Annotated in this window: 13 protein-coding genes; 9 read left to right on the top strand and 4 right to left on the bottom strand. The window is 62.3% G+C overall.

The window, feature by feature from the left end; all coding sequences use genetic code 11:
• Positions 1 to 29: 29 nt before the first annotated feature.
• Positions 30 to 1,166: a GNAT family N-acetyltransferase gene (locus tag BRA1253DRAFT_RS08460; protein WP_007593053.1), complete on the bottom strand. Its 1,137-nt coding sequence runs from the start codon at positions 1,164 to 1,166 to the stop codon at positions 30 to 32.
• Between the two features lie 226 nt (positions 1,167 to 1,392).
• On the opposite strand from BRA1253DRAFT_RS08460, the gene BRA1253DRAFT_RS08455 reads away from it, so the two are divergent.
• The 3 genes from BRA1253DRAFT_RS08455 (at position 1,393) to BRA1253DRAFT_RS08445 (ending at position 5,828) form a co-directional block, all read left to right on the top strand.
• A complete protein-coding gene (locus BRA1253DRAFT_RS08455) occupies positions 1,393 to 2,703 on the top strand; it encodes an O-antigen ligase family protein (protein ID WP_007593052.1) in 1,311 nt (436 codons plus the stop codon).
• The gene (locus BRA1253DRAFT_RS08450; RefSeq protein ID WP_007593051.1) at positions 2,700 to 3,725 is read left to right on the top strand and encodes a glycoside hydrolase family 5 protein; all 1,026 of its coding nucleotides are present in this window, start codon (positions 2,700 to 2,702) and stop codon (positions 3,723 to 3,725) included. Before BRA1253DRAFT_RS08455 ends, BRA1253DRAFT_RS08450 begins: the two co-directional genes overlap by 4 nt.
• A gap of 954 nt (positions 3,726 to 4,679) precedes the next feature.
• On the top strand, positions 4,680 to 5,828 hold the full coding sequence (locus tag BRA1253DRAFT_RS08445; RefSeq protein ID WP_007593050.1) for an ABC transporter substrate-binding protein: 1,149 nt from the start codon (positions 4,680 to 4,682) through the stop codon (positions 5,826 to 5,828).
• 34 nt (positions 5,829 to 5,862) lie between these two features.
• Here BRA1253DRAFT_RS08445 and BRA1253DRAFT_RS08440 read toward each other — a convergent pair whose 3' ends face one another.
• Positions 5,863 to 6,621 carry an SDR family NAD(P)-dependent oxidoreductase gene (locus tag BRA1253DRAFT_RS08440; RefSeq protein ID WP_007593048.1) on the bottom strand — a complete coding sequence of 253 codons (759 nt, stop codon included), beginning with the start codon at positions 6,619 to 6,621 and terminating at the stop codon, positions 5,863 to 5,865.
• 164 nt (positions 6,622 to 6,785) lie between these two features.
• On the opposite strand from BRA1253DRAFT_RS08440, the gene BRA1253DRAFT_RS08435 reads away from it, so the two are divergent.
• From BRA1253DRAFT_RS08435 to BRA1253DRAFT_RS08410, 6 genes are read left to right on the top strand one after another with little or no spacing between them, the layout of a single operon-like run.
• A complete protein-coding gene (locus BRA1253DRAFT_RS08435; protein WP_007593046.1) occupies positions 6,786 to 8,045 on the top strand; it encodes an extracellular solute-binding protein in 1,260 nt (419 codons plus the stop codon).
• A gap of 2 nt (positions 8,046 to 8,047) precedes the next feature.
• Entirely contained in the window at positions 8,048 to 8,989 is a 942-nt protein-coding gene (locus BRA1253DRAFT_RS08430; protein WP_007593044.1) for a carbohydrate ABC transporter permease, read from the top strand.
• Positions 8,982 to 9,830, top strand: coding sequence for a carbohydrate ABC transporter permease (locus BRA1253DRAFT_RS08425; RefSeq protein ID WP_007593042.1), 849 nt, complete (start codon positions 8,982 to 8,984; stop codon positions 9,828 to 9,830). Before BRA1253DRAFT_RS08430 ends, BRA1253DRAFT_RS08425 begins: the two co-directional genes overlap by 8 nt.
• 22 nt (positions 9,831 to 9,852) lie before the next feature.
• A complete protein-coding gene (locus BRA1253DRAFT_RS08420) occupies positions 9,853 to 10,950 on the top strand; it encodes a Gfo/Idh/MocA family protein (RefSeq protein WP_007593040.1) in 1,098 nt (365 codons plus the stop codon).
• A gap of 10 nt (positions 10,951 to 10,960) precedes the next feature.
• Positions 10,961 to 11,605, top strand: coding sequence for a ThuA domain-containing protein (locus BRA1253DRAFT_RS08415; RefSeq protein WP_007593039.1), 645 nt, complete (start codon positions 10,961 to 10,963; stop codon positions 11,603 to 11,605).
• Positions 11,602 to 12,651 (top strand): LacI family DNA-binding transcriptional regulator, encoded by a 1,050-nt coding sequence (locus BRA1253DRAFT_RS08410; protein WP_007593037.1) that lies wholly within the window; start codon positions 11,602 to 11,604, stop codon positions 12,649 to 12,651. Before BRA1253DRAFT_RS08415 ends, BRA1253DRAFT_RS08410 begins: the two co-directional genes overlap by 4 nt.
• 24 nt (positions 12,652 to 12,675) lie before the next feature.
• On the opposite strand, the gene BRA1253DRAFT_RS08405 is transcribed toward BRA1253DRAFT_RS08410, so the two are convergent.
• Positions 12,676 to 13,302 (bottom strand): FMN-dependent NADH-azoreductase, encoded by a 627-nt coding sequence (locus tag BRA1253DRAFT_RS08405; RefSeq protein ID WP_007593035.1) that lies wholly within the window; start codon positions 13,300 to 13,302, stop codon positions 12,676 to 12,678.
• A gap of 3 nt (positions 13,303 to 13,305) precedes the next feature.
• Positions 13,306 to 14,880 (bottom strand): isochorismatase family protein, encoded by a 1,575-nt coding sequence (locus tag BRA1253DRAFT_RS08400; protein ID WP_007593033.1) that lies wholly within the window; start codon positions 14,878 to 14,880, stop codon positions 13,306 to 13,308.
• Positions 14,881 to 14,890: the final 10 nt, after the last annotated feature.

The raw sequence follows: 14,890 nt of genomic DNA, 5'->3' as shown, positions 1-14,890 counted from the left end.
GAGCCGCACTCATCGGGGCCTCGCGCCGGTCAGCGCGTGGGCGTTGAGGTCCGGGTCGGCAGGAGCCGGAACTCCGACATTCGCTTGGCGGCCAGTTTGAGCCAGGGCGCCTGCTTCAGTGCGAACAAGGAAATGGCGCCCACGGTGCTGCCGGCCTGCGTGACCACCCACATCGGCGCGGGCTGTGCGCCGAACTGCTTCTTGTAGGGCTCGTCACCGATGGTGAAATCGAGCATCTGATCCCCGCGCTCAATGCAGTCCTTCGCGACTTGCTCGAACATCAGCGCGCCCAGGGACTGGCTCTTGTATCCGGCAATGTCGAAGGCGCTCATGATAACGAGGAAGCTGCCTCGATGGCAGAGCCCGAGCACGGCGGCAATCACCTCGCCATCCATCTTCATGGCATAGAGCCGGACAAAGGAGCCGAGGCCGCGCTGCGCCATCTCGGAATAGAAGCCGTAATATTCGGAGCGCTGGAGCAGATCTCCGTCGCCTTGCGCCTGAAAGCGCGGACCGCGGAATTTTCGCATCACGTCCAGCGCCTCGATCACGGAGGCGCTGTCGCCGCAGCATGAAAAACTCAGATCGCCCTTCTTCTGGAGCTGCCGGGATTTTTTTGCGAGCTCCTTCTGGTAGGAACGGTCCATCGCGCTGGCGCGCCATTGCTCGAACGGCGCGACGAGAACGGTCGCGTAGGCGTTGGAGTCCATCGCGGCGCGGCGGGGCGTAGCCAGGAGGTTCTCGATCGGAAGCCGTCCATCCGGGAGCTTGGTCATTCGGAGCAGATCGAACGGGCGGACAAGGTACCTGATTTCTGCGCACGCGCTCTCGTCCTTGAGCAGCTCGGAAAAGACCTGCGGACTGCACACCGGAGCCAGATAGTCGGAGACGCGAAGGTCGGCGAATTCGACGGTCCGTATCGGGCCGCGCCGGATCCGCAGCAAGGGCAGCACCATCGCAAGGGCGCCCGTCGCGCGGTGGCGGACCACGACAACCAGAGGCGTTGCGCCTGCATGAGACGCGAGCCTGGTATAGAGGGTGTCGAGCCAGAGCGGATGCTGGAACGCGGTGGCGGCCGAGTTGTCGAACAGCTCCGCGTAATCAGGCGACAGGAAGTCGAATCCCTGCTCGATGGCGATGTCGAATGTGTTGCTAGGTCTGTTCATGATAACCAGGGAAGCCGGATAGCTCGGGACCGTCGATCGAACCGGATCTGCGCTTTATAGCAGGGTCATTACAGGCGAGACACCGGCGGCGTGTGATTTGCGCTAATGCTTCAAGCAGGGCTCGTATCGTTACCAAACCGTTAATTTCTCGCAACGGCGCCGCCTCGCGGCGTGAAGCTCGACCTGCGCTAGCGAATTATTAACCGCGCTTAAGGAAGGTCATCTCATGGCCAGCCTGCAGACCGAGGTGGATTCCGGGGCACCCGGGCGCGCGATCTGGACGACGCGCAGCGTTGGCGTCGAGAGGATAGCCAGGATCGCGATCAGCTGTTCGATCACCATCAACGTGGTCGCATCGATGGGCATCTTCAACGCTGCGCTAGTGCCGGCGGAGCTGAGCTTTCTGCAACAGGCCATAGCCCTTCTGATGTGGGCTATCCTGATCTACGCAAGTGCATTCGTGCAGCCGCGCCTGCGGTTGCAGGTCAATCCCGATCTGGTGGCGCTGGTCGCATTCTATGCCTTCGCTATTCTCTCGGTGTTCTGGTCCAGCCTGAGCGTCGCGGCGATCATGAAGAGCGCGGCGCTTGCGATGACGACGTTCGGCGCATTTTGCCTCGTCACGCGCGTCGACGTGGACGACATCGTGAGAGCCACGGCCCTTGGGCTCTTCATATTGGTCGCCGCGTCGGCTGTCTGTGCGTTGGCCGTGCCCGACATCGGGATCGACCACAGCTGGATGCACAACGGTCAATGGCAGGGCGTCTACGAATCCAAGCAGACGCTCGGCTTCGTCGGCGCGTATCTGATGTTCTTGGCCTGCTATCAAAAGATGACGGGGCAGGGGTGGCTGGCCTTCCTCGCCGTGTTCCTGTTGGCGTCGACATGTGTGCTCGCGTCGGAATCGCGCGGCGCCGGCGCTGTCGCCCTGGCCGCCTGCGCCATGCTCGTGACCTCGATGTGGTCGGTCGGCTGCATGAGGCTCTATGCGCTCCTGCCGTCGGTCATGTGCGTTCTGGCCGGACTTCTGATCCTGTATTTCTACGTGACGGGATACGACGCGATCCATATCGGCGATGCCAGTATCGATTTCACCGAACGAACCTTCATCTGGCATTACGCGATAAGCCATTTCAACGATGCGCCGCTGCTCGGCTTCGGCATCAACGGCTTCTGGACCATCCCGTCGATCTACGATTATTTCGAACAGAATCACGGCTGGGTGCTCGACAATTATCACAGCGGCTACATCGCGATCCTGATGGAAACCGGCTTCCTGGGGTACATGCTCTTTGCTGCGAGCGTCCTCCTGTTTTCGCACAAGATCCTTCATCTGATTTCCGCTCGCACGATCGACCGATCGCATTGTGCCCTCATCATCGGATTTGTCGTCCTCAGCTTTCAGACCAATTTTACGGAGACGACGTTCCTTCGCTCGACGATGTTCACATCGGTGCTCCTGGTGGGATTTTTCTTCGCGACGTGCAGGCCGGTGCGACCGACGGAATTCCAGGCTCTAGGAATGGAAGCGGTATGACCGCCACGCGCGCTCGCTGGTCGAGAAGCTTCAATCTCGCGGTAGCGGCGTTCTTCCTTGCATCGCTGTTCTTCCACGCCCACGGGGCCGAGCAGACCGCCGCCCGTGACATGCCAAAACTGGGTCGCGGTATCAACATTCTCGGCTACGATGGTATCTGGGAAGGCGGCCAAAACGCGCCATTTCGCCTGGACAATCTGACCGCCATCAAGAAAGCCGGGTTCGCGCATGTCAGGATCAATTTCTTCGGCTTCAAGTTCATGGGGCCGGGGAATGTCATGGACGAAATCGTCCTGAGGCGGCTCGACGCCGTCATCGAGGAGGTTCTCGCGAGGAAGCTCGTTCCCATCGTCGACGAGCACGATACTCATCTTTGCCAGCGCGACGTTTCCGAATGCGCCGAGAAGCTCAAGGCGTTCTGGCGGCAGATCGCCGAGCGCTATGCCGGAAAATATCCGGCACTCGTCTTCGAGGTGTTGAACGAGCCTGGTGGGGAAATGACGTCCGCCGGCTGGAATTCGCTCCTCAATGAATGTCTCGGCATTATCCGCCGCACCAATCCCGAACGGCTGGTCATCGCCGCCGTTCTCAACACCAACGAGATCCCTGTCGACGCGCTGGTTCTGCCGCCAGAGGACAGGCATCTCATCGTCACGTTTCATTATTACGCGCCGATACGGTTCACCCATCAGGGCGCGCCGTGGTCTCCGACGTTTTCGCGGATCGGGCCCCTGGACTGGGGCAGCCCGGAGGATGAAGCGAAGGCTGCCGCGGACTTCAGGAAGATGAGCCTCTGGGCGGAGAAAGAGCAGCGCCCGGTTTATGTCGGCGAGTTCGGAGTGTACGAGCGTGCGCCATCCGACAGCCGGCAGCGATATTTGTCATTCGTGGCGAGAAGCGCCGATAGGCTCGGCTGGTCATGGGCCTACTGGCAGTTCGATCACGACTTTGCCGCCTTCGACAGCGCGCGTCAGGCCTGGAAGCCAGGTATCCTGCGTGCGCTGATGCCGCCGACGCGTTGAAGTCGGGTCCCAAGCCCGCTCATGTAACGGAAGGAGTGTCGGGCCTTGACCCGTCGGGCAAAACACCCGCCACCGCGTCAACCCCTCTCCGCAAAAATATTCCACTTTACCGAAATTCGGTTTTGGCGTATGTGTCGCTCATCCCGGCTCATCCTTGAGGGGCGATCTTGTGGTCGTCACGTTCGCGAGCCGGGCTTGCGGTGGACGCGGCAGCGTTCGGGTGCGAGTGGCCAAGGGCAGGGCGGATTGCTCTCCGTGAGCCCAAGGCTTCGTTCCGACGAGCGGCGCTGCTAGGCTTCGTCTCGTCTGTAAGTTTCCGGCTCTGTCGACAGGGCTGGAAAAACTGCGGCGAAATGGCGAACCGTGCGATACGGCAAAACCGTGTGGTCCTGGCCGTCGTTGCTACGGTCAAGCCCTGGCGAATGCGGCATCTGCGTCAACCGGCGCGGTGCCGGTGAATTTCGCGAAGGCGAGGGAGGCCAAAGAGAACTCGGCTCCCGGGAGAGCACGGCATAAGCCGTCCAACCATCGCGCAGGGAAGGCCGAGTGATTGGCTACACCTGTATGCTGCTGTGCGGTTTTCCTGCGTGTGCTTTTCGCGCAGCGGACCGCGGGTGCCAGCCGGCACCCGGCCTTCCCTGCGCCCTCTTGGATTTGAGGGTGGAGTGACCAGGCAAACCTCGGGCGAATTTCGCCGCGAGAACGCGGCGGTGCGTCCGCCAACCCAATATTCCGGTTCGGGCACCGATGACTTGTCCCTAACGCTAGGGACAGACACGTTGCTGCGATCCGCTTAGCATGGCCCGCCCGGTTGCTCGGGACCGCAGGAGGAAACGCGTATGTCGGACGACATGCCTCTTGAGCGGCGACGGTGTCGTGGGGAGCACTGCAAGCTCGAGCCGGGGCGCCGACGCAGCCGGCGGAATCGTCAAAGCGGACAGGGAGGAACAGGACATGAAGATCGGTTTCGCGCGAGCCTCGCTTCTTGTGGCATGCGTCCTTTATGGAAATGCGGCTCACGCGGACATCAAAATTGGAATTGTGATTTCGGCAAGTGGCCCGGGATCCGCACTGGGACAACCGCAGCTCAAGACGGTTGCAGCTCTTCCGAAAGAGATCGGTGGAGAGAAAGTGACCTATATCGTCCTGGACGACGAGTCGGATTCGACAAAAGGGGTCCAGAACGCACGCCGGCTGGTGATCCAGGACAAGGTCGATGTGCTGGTCGGCTCCTCTCTGACGCCGGTGACCATGCCGATGCTGGATGTCGCGCTCGAATCGAAGACGCCGCTGCTGTCGCTCGCTGCCGCTACCGCCATCGTTCAACCGATGGATGAGAAGCGCGCCTGGGCTTTCAAGGTCGTTCCCAATGACGACCTCATGGCGGCCGCCATCCTCAAGCATATCGCGAATTCAGGCGTGAAGACGCTCGGCTATATCGGTGTTTCGGATGGCTACGGCGAGGGCTACTACAAGGAGGTGAGCCGCCTCGCGCCCGCGCTGGGGCTGACCGTAACCACACACGAAGTCTATGCGCGAGCCGACACCAGCGTCACCGGTCAGGCGCTGAAGGTGATGTCGACCAATCCGGATGCCGTCTTCATCGCGTCCGCGGGAACTCCGGCGGTCTTGCCGCAGCAGGCGCTCCGCGAGCGCGGATACGCCGGGAAGATATTTCAGACTCACGGCGTGGCCAGTGAGGAATTCATCAAGCTTGGTGGCGCGAACGTCGAAGGTGCCGTATTCGCGGGCGAGGCCTTTACCATTGCCGCCGACCTCCCCACGGGAGATCCGTTTCGTCGCTCGACGGAGGAGTTCGTGACCGCGTATGAAGCGGCAAACGGGCAAAAGCCCAACATGTTCGCTGCTCACCTCTGGGATGTCGTCGCGCTGATCGGAAAAGCTTCGCCGGATGCGCTGAAGATGGCAAAGCCTGGCACAATCGAATTTCGCGCGGCCCTGCGGGACGCACTCGAGCGAGGGCAGAACATCTATCTCAACAATGGGCTGTCGAACATGAGCAAGGCCGATCACAACGGCTATGATGAGCGCTCGGCCTTCCTGATCAAGGTCGAAGGCGGGAAGTTCCGCCTGGCAAAGTAGCGGCGCGCCAATGCACGATCTGGCCTGCTCCGCCTCAGACCCAGCCTCCATCGACGATGTAGTGCTGGGCTGTACAGGCGGAAGCCTCGTCGGAAGCGAGGAAGATGGTGAACTTCGCGATCTCGTCCGGCATAAGCTTGCGCTTCAGGCATTGTCGTTGCATCAGCTCGACCTCGCCCTGTGGCGTCATCCATTTATCGAGCTGGCGCTCGGTCATGATCCATCCCGGCGCTATCGCGTTCACGCGGATGTTGTAGGCGCCATAATCGCGCGCCAGGGAGCGCGTGAGACCGATGACGCCTGATTTGCTGGCGGTGTAGGCGGCCATGCCGCCTTGTCCGGCGATCCACGATACCGAACCGAAATTGATGATCGCGCCGGCATTCGCCGCCTTCATGTCCGGCAACACGGCCTGCGCAGCAAAGAACTGGTGCTTCAAGTTGACCGCGACACGGTTGTCCCAATATTCCGGTGTCATTTCCTCGGTGCTGTGCCGCTCGTCATGTGCGGCATTGTTGACCAGGATGTTGATCGCGCCGTGCACGTTGCGCGCCTCCGCGACACCGGCACGCAACGCGGCGATATCGGTCAAATCGACACGCATGAAACGCGCGCTAAGACCTTGATCCGACAGCTCGCGTGCCAGGGATTGGCCCTCGTCGACTTTGATGTCGAAGAACACGACATTGGATTTCTGCTGTGCGAAGCGCCGCACGATCGCAGCGCCAATTCCGGATGCGCCCCCGGTGACGAGAACGACCTTGCCGGCGAGGTCGGAATAAACGGCAGCCATGGATATCCCTCGATTTGCGTTGGGGCAGCGCGACGCGCCGCCCGATTCTCGCGCTCACCTTAACGACCTCCTTCGTGAGGTGCATAGATCAGAATTTTAGTTGCGTACCTCAAAAATCGAAGGCAGGATTGCACCAAAGAATAAAAGCCGTTGGGAGGAATGTGATGAGACTGCTCGGGAAACTGGGACTGGCCGTTGTCGCATGCCTGCTCGGAGCGAAACTCGCTGCGGCCGATACGACGGTGAAGTGGCTGCACATCGAGGCCAACCCGGCCCAGGTCAAAATCTGGGAAGAGGTTGCGCGCGCCTTTGAGGGGTCGCATCCGGGCGTCAAGGTCGAGATGCAGTTCCTCGAGAACGAGGCCTACAAGGCCAAGCTGCCGACCATCCTCCAATCCAAAGACCGGCCCAACATCATCTACAGCTGGGCGGGCGGTGTCCTGAAGACGCAGATCGAGGCCGGCGTGCTCGACGACATCACCGATTCTGTGAAGGGCTACAGCGACAGTCTCACGCCGGCGGCGCTCGCCGCCTTCACCCGCAACGGCCGCGTTTATGGTCTGCCCACGGCGCTCTCGCAGGTCGGCTTCCTCTGCAACAAGGAGCTGATGGCCAAGGGGAAGGTCGATCCTGCCGGGATCAAGAGCTGGGACGATCTGCTTGCTGCCGTGAAGGCGTTGAAATCCGCCGGCGTGACCCCGATCGTGGTCGGCGGCGCCGATAAATGGCCACTGCACTTCTACTGGACCCATCTTGCTGTGCGCATCGGCGGCAAGGCGGCGTTCGATGCGGCGCTGCGCGGCGAGAACGGCGGCTTTTCCGGGGAAACCTTCCAGAAATCCGGCGAGCTGTTCAAGCAGCTCGTCGATCTCCAGCCGTTCCAGAATGGCTTCCTTGGTTTCAAGAACCCGCAGGCGGTCGGCTATTTCGGGGACGGCAAGGCGGCGATGACGCTCGCGATCAGCACGGTCTATCATCTGCAACGCGCTCTCGCCGCCGACAAGGTCGGATTGACCGAGGACAAGATGTGCTGGTTCGACTTCCCGGTCGTGACCGGCGGCAAGGGTGCGCCCACCGATACGCTCGGCGGCATCACCGGTTGGCTGATTACGAAAGGCTCGCCGAAGGAAGCCGTCGATTTCCTGAAATACTTCGTCTCCAAAGAGGTGCAGACGCGGCTTGCCGCCGGCAACTTCATCATCCCGGTGGTGCAGGGCGCGGACGCAGGGCTGAACAACAGCTTCATGAAGCTGATCGCCGCCAATCTGGCGAATTCGAACTACCACCAGAACTTCTATGACCAGAGCCTGGGTCCGTCGGTCGGCCGCGTCGTCAACGACGTCACGGCCGAGATCGCCGGCGGCAGCATGAGCCCGCAAGAGGCTGCCAAGGCAATCGAGGCGGCGTGGAAGCAGGGCAACTGACGGTGGCGCGGCGGACCGCGAGCGTGTCGGCGATCGGTGCTGCTGGCGAGATGGTACCGCAAGTCAGGGTCCGTGGCCCGGTTTGGGACGGCAGGCTGACGGTGCTCATCCTGTTCCTGCCGCCGGCGCTGCTGTTGTTCACGTTGTTCGTTGTGCTGCCGATCGGCGAAGCAGCCTGGTATTCGGGCTTCAATTGGAACGGGTTCGGCAGGCCCACCAACTGGATTGGCTTGGACAATTACCGCTTCGTGCTGGAGACCCGCGCCTTCTGGCGCGCGCTGCGTAACAACGGGCTGATTATCGCTGTTTCGCTCGCCATCCAGCTGCCGCTCGCGCTCACGCTGGCCTTGATGCTCGCCGAGCGCTTTCGAGGGGCGGTGGCGCTGCGCATGCTGTTCTTCATGCCCTATATCCTGGCGGAGATCGCGACCGGGTTGATCTTCAGCTTCGTCTATGACGGCGACTACGGCCTTGTGGCTTCGATCTGGCGCAGCTTCGGCGCCGAGCCTCCGCATCTGCTGGCTTCGACCGATACGGCGATGCTGGCGGTGCTGATCGTGATCGTCTGGAAGTACTTTGGCTTCCACATGATGCTTTTCATCGCAGCGCTCCAGAGTCTCGACAAGAGCCTGGTCGAGGCGGCACGCATCGACGGCGCGACCCAATCGCAAGCCCTGCGACATGTGGTCATTCCCTTGCTCTATCCGACGATAAGGCTCTCCGTGTTCTTCGCCATCGTCGGCTCGCTGCAGCTGTTCGACCTCGTCATGCCGCTGACGCGCGGGGGGCCAGCGGACTCCTCGAACACGATGGTGAGCTTTCTCTACAACAACGGCATCTCGCGCATGCGAGTCGGCTACGGCAGCGCCATCGGTGTCATTTTGTTTGCGATCTGTGTGACCTTTGCCTTCACGTACAAGCGATGGTTCATGCGCGATGAGTAACGCCAGGATCATCCGCGCGCCGTTCGATCCCGCAATGCTGTTCAAGCTGGTGTTCCTCGCCGTCGTTGCCATCATCGTACTGGTGCCACTGCTTGCGACTTTGTTCGGTGGTTTCAAATCCCTCGGCGAACTGCGCGTCAATCCGTTCGGCCTGCCACGTCACTGGGAGTGGCAGAATTATGCCGACATTCTGTTCTCGGCACGCTACTGGCAGCTCTTGCGCAACTCGCTGATCATCTCGACCCTCACGGTGGCCCTGACCCTGATCGTCGCCTCGATGGCGGCGTTCACCTTTGCCCATATCAGGTTCTATGGCAGCTCGATGCTGCTGAGCTACCTGACGCTAGGCCTGCTGTTTCCGGCGGCGACAGCGGTGCTGCCGCTCTTCATCAAGGTGCGCGATCTCGGATTGCTCGATACATATTTTGGCGTTGCCCTGCCGCAGGTGGCCTTCGGTCTTACGATGAGCGTGCTGCTGCTGCGGCGCTTCTTCAAGGACATCCCGTACGAACTGCTGGAAGCCGCGCTGGTCGACGGCTGCAGCTATATCAAATTCTTCCGCTATGTGACGTTGCCGTTGTCGCGGCCGATCCTGGCGACCGTCGGTACCATCACCTTCGTCAACAGCTGGAACGCCTATCTGTTGCCGCTGGTGATGCTCAACACGGACGCGCTCTATCCCTGGCCGCTCGGCATCATGGTTTATCAGGGCGAGTATTCGTCCGAGTGGCATCTGATCCTGGCCTTCATCACACTGACCATCCTGCCGACGATCATTATCTTCCTTCTCGCGCAGAAACACATCGTCGCAGGCCTCACTGCCGGCGCGGTCAAGGGATGAACGGCACCTCACGGAGATCACAATGAGAAAAGTCGGCATCGGCATCATCGGCTGCGGCAATATCAGCACCGCTTATCTGAAGGCGGCCCAGCGCTTCCCGGTCATGGAAATCAAGGCGCTCGCCGATATGCGCAGCGACATCGCAGAGCGGCAAGGCGCCGCCTTCGGGCTGCCGGCGATGCGGGTTGATCAGTTGCTCAAGCGGGACGACGTTGAGATCGTCATCAATCTCACCGTGCCACTCGCCCACACCGACGTCAGCCTGGCGGTGCTGAACGCCGGCAAGCACGTTCACTCCGAGAAGCCGCTCGGCATCAACCTCACGGAAGCCCGCAAGGTGATGGAGCTCGCCGCGCAAAAGGGTCTTCGTGTCGGCTGCGCGCCTGATACGTTCCTCGGCGGGGGGCACCAGACGGCGCGCAAGTTGATCGACGATGGTGCGATCGGCAGGCCTGTGGCCGGTAGCGCGTTCTTTGGCTGCCCCGGTCACGAGCGCTGGCATCCGGCGCCGGGTTTCTACTATTTGCGCGGCGGCGGGCCTATGCTTGACATGGGCCCGTACTACATCACCGATCTCGTGCAACTGCTCGGCCCGGTGGCGAGCGTGATGGGCTCGACGGCGCGTCCGAAATCCGAGCGGTTGGTCACCAGTCAGCCGATGAACGGAACGCTGATCCCGGTCGAAGTTTCGACCCATGTCGCCGGCACGCTCGAATTCGAGAGCGGGGCGGTCGTCTCGATCGCGATGAGCTTTGATGTGCCCAAGCACCGACATGCGCCGATCGAGATCTATGGCGACAAGGGCAGCATGCTCGTGCCCGACCCGAACCGCTTCGGCGGCGAGGTGCAGGTCGCGAAGACCGGCGGCGAGTGGGAGCCGGTGCCGCTGACCCACGGTCATGTCGACGGCGAGTTCCGTTCCATCGGTGTCGCCGACATGGCCTCCGCGATCCTGAACAACCGGCCGCATCGTGCCAGCGGTGCGCTCGCGTTCCACGTGCTGGAGGTGATGGAAGCGTTCCAGACCTCTGCCGACGAAGGGCGCCGCGTCAAGATCGAGAGCTGCGTCGAACGGCCGGCGATGCTGCCGGCCGGGCGTGAAACCGGACAGATCGACTGAGGGAATGACCATGCGCAAGGCAATGATTGTATGGGGCGGTTGGCCGGGGCACGATCCCGATCTCTGTGCTTCGATGATCCGGGGCTGGCTGAAGGCTGAAGGCTTCGAGGTGCGGATCGAAACCACCACCGTCGCGTTCGCCGATCCCGCGATTCACGACCTGTCACTGATCATCCCGATCTACACCATGTCGAAGATCGAGAAGGCGGAAGCGCTCAATCTCTGCGCTGCGGTCCGTAGCGGCGTCGGGCTCGCCGGCCATCATGGCGGCATGGGCGACGCTTTCCGCGATTCTGTCGACTACCAATTCCTGTGCGGCGGGCAGTGGGTTGCGCATCCCGGCAACATCATCGACTACAAGGTCGACTTGACGAAGCCGGATGATCCCATCATGAAGGGCCTGAAGAGTTTCGAGCATCGTTCCGAGCAGTACTACATGCATGTCGACCCCGCCAACGAGGTGTTGGCGACGACGACCTTCACCGGCGAGCACGCACCCTGGATCGAGGGCGTGGTGATGCCCGTGGTCTGGAAGAAGCGATACGGCGCGGGCAGGGTGTTCTATTCCTCGCTCGGCCACCGCGCCTACGAGCTCGACGTACCGGAGATCCGTACGTTGATGATCCGCGGCATGCTGTGGGCGGCGCGCGAATGAATGCTGGTGCGACCCAGCCGGTGCTTCGTGCCACGCTCGAGGACGTCGCGCGCACGGCGGGTGTTTCGCTCGCCACCGTCGACCGCGTCGTCAACCGGCGCGAGGGCGTGCGCGCCAAGACCGTCGCGCGGGTCGAGGCCGCGGTGGCAAAACTCGGCTATCGAGCCGACGTCGCGGCCGCGCGGCTTGCCCGCGGGCAGACGTTCCGCTTTGCCTTTGTGCTGCCGACGGGTAGCAACAGCTTCATGACCAACCTGACCGAGCAGGTCCAGCGCACCGCGGACTGGCTCGCCGGCCAGCGCGGCTTCATTGATATCCTGCATGTCGACGTGTTCGATCCGGACGTACTCGCTGCCGCACTGGAAAATCTCTCGCCGGTGTATCAGGGCGTCGCCGTCATCGCGCTCGATCATCCCAGGGTGCGCGCCGCGATCGACGAACTCACCACGCGCGGGGTCGCTGTGGTGACCCTTGTGTCGGACGCGCCGAGCTCGCGCCGGCTGCACTATGTCGGCATCGACAACCCGGCGGCAGGCCGCACCGCTGCAACGCTGATGGGACGGTTCCTCACTGGTCGCGAGGGGACGGTGGCCGTGATCGCGGGATCGTTGTCGCTGCGCGATCACACCGAGCGGCAATTCGGCTTCCACCAGATCCTGTCCAGCGAGTATCCGAACCTGCTCGCGCTGCCGGTGATCGAGGGCCGCGACGACAGCGAGCGCACGCGGGAGCTCACTGCGGCACTGCTCGCGCGCCAGCCCGATCTGCGCGGCATATACTGCTGCGGCGCCGGCAACCGTGGCATCGCCGATGCGCTCGAGGCCTCGGGACGCGCGCGCGAGGTGGTCTGGATTGCCCATGAGCTGACTCAATACACACGGCGTTTCCTGGTCCGCGGCGCGCTCGATGCTATCATCAACCAGGATCCCGGCCACGAGGCACGGTCTGCGGCGCGAGTCCTGCTCGCGCATTGTTCGGGTGAGCCCATCAGCCCCGACCAGGAGCGCATCCGCATCGACATTTTTCTGCGGGACAATCTGCCGTAACCTTTGAGTCGCCTGCGGAGCGCATCAGAAGCTCGCGGCCATTGCGGCCAGACGTTGGTGGGCGCGTTCGCGGGCCGCCTCGATCGGCTGTTGCGGTCCGGTGGTTGGTCCGATTGGAATGAAACGGACATTGTTGATCCCGACAAAACGCAAAATTTCGCGCAGGTAAGGTGTTGCCATGTCGATGCGCCCGCGGTTCATTCCAGTGGCGAAATCGCTGCCACTGGCAATGATGACGATGGTCGGCCGGTCCTTCAGCAACGGGACATACCCCAGCGACGGATCGAACCGGAAGGTGAGCCCGGGCTGGACGATGACGTCGAACCATTGCTTGAGCTTATAGGGAATGCCGAAATTCCACATGGGCGTGGAAATCAACACCCGCTCGGCAAGCGCCAAGCGCACCGCCATCCGCTCGGCCTCCGCGAAGCTGTCCCGCTGCGCGTCGTTAAAGGCCTGCGCCTTCATCCGTGCATATTTGGCCTCGACAATAGGGCCTGAAAACTCCGGCAGGCGCTCGCGCCAGAGATCCATGACGTCCACGTCCCAATCGGGCCGAGCTTGGCGAAAGCCATCGAGGAAAACGCGGGCGCCGGCGCTTGACCAGGAGTCGTCGCGGGGCGAGCAGGAGAGGTGCAGGAGCTTCGCCACCGCTCATCCCAGCGCTTTGATGACCGCATCGGCCCTGGTCACGACGGCGACGTTCTGCATGGCGAAGTTGATCGACGCGGCGTGCCAATCGGCGTTCATGGTCGAGCAGCAATCCTCAGGAACGATCATGAAGTAGCCCTTGTCGGCACCGGTCCGCGCCGTGTGCTCGACCGACATGTTGGTCCAGGCGCCGGTGTTGATGATCATGTCGCGACCGGTGGCTCTCAGGATCGTTTCGAGCTTCGTGCCTTCCCAGGCGCTCATTCGCACCTTTTCGACCACGAAATCGCCGGGCCGTGGTTCGAGACCTGAAACCGGTGCCGCGCCCCAGCTTCCGCGCACCATCGCCTTGCTGTCGACGAGACCCTCGAACAGTGGCGCATTCAGAGTCACGCCGGGCGCGCCGGGCTCAACGACGAACCAGACATGGATGACGGCGACGCCGCGCGCCCGCGCGGTTTCGGCCACGCGGCGGACGTTCTCGACGACATGCTGCTGGCGCGCATGCCCGGGCGCGCCGGAATCGGCAAAGGCGCCACCGTCCATGATGACGTCGTTCTGGAGGTCCTGGATGATCATGGCGCAGCGTCGCGGGTCGAGCTGCATCTCGCCGTCGGCGAGGACGGGTGCAGCGGAAGCAGAGCCGGCCGCCGCTGTGCCGCCGCCTCGCTTGCCGCTCATATAGGGCTCGTGGCGCGGTCCGACCTTGGTGGGAATGGCATAGACCGAGTGCGTCGAAGTCAGGTACAGCGTGCGGAAATCCGGCCCGCCCCAGGTAAGGTTGGCGACAAGCTCGGGCAGGCGGAGCTTGCCGAGCAGCTCGCTGCGCGGCGAATAGACCCACACGCCGCCGGGTGCCGTGACCCAGATGTTGCCGTGCTGGTCGCACTTCATGCCGTCGGGCAAGCCGGGCTCGAGCTCGGAGCGGATGCCGCTCGCGAACACACGCGCACTCGACAGCGAGCCGTCGCCGTTGACATCGAATACGCGGATCAGTGCCTGTACGGTGTCGTTGACATAGAGCAGTTTCTCGTCGGGCGAGAAGCACAGCCCGTTCGGCTGGTCGAACAGATTGCGGTCCACGACGAGCTTCGGCTCGGCGCCGGGCACCACGCGATAAACGCCCTGGAAACCGAGCTGCCTTGGCCGCTCGACGCCATAGACCGGCATGCGGCCATACCAGGGATCCGAGAAATAGATCGCGCCCGAGGAGTGCACGCAGACGTCATTGGGACTGTTGAGCTCCTGTCCCCCAAAGTGCGAGGCCAGCACCTCGCGCCGCCCATCCGGCCGCTCGCGGATCAATGACGACGTCGCGTGCTCGCAAACGATCAAATTGAGTTCGGCGTCATAGGTCATGCCGTTGCATTTGTTCGAGGGACGCTTGACCTCGGCGACGCCTCGCCGCGCATCCCAGCGCCGACGCACGTCGGCCGGCATGTCCGAGAACAGCAGATAATGATCGACTGGATGCCAGATCGGTCCCTCCGTGAAGTCAAAACCGGTGCCGATCTGCGCGACTGGTGCGTAGGGGTCAATCAGGGTCTCGAATTCGGAGCGTAAGGTGACGTGCGTCATCATCCATCCT

This window comes from Bradyrhizobium sp. WSM1253 (genome assembly GCF_000244935.1).
In the GTDB taxonomy this organism is placed as follows: domain Bacteria; phylum Pseudomonadota; class Alphaproteobacteria; order Rhizobiales; family Xanthobacteraceae; genus Bradyrhizobium; species Bradyrhizobium canariense.
This window is presented reverse-complemented; position numbering and strand designations above follow the sequence as displayed.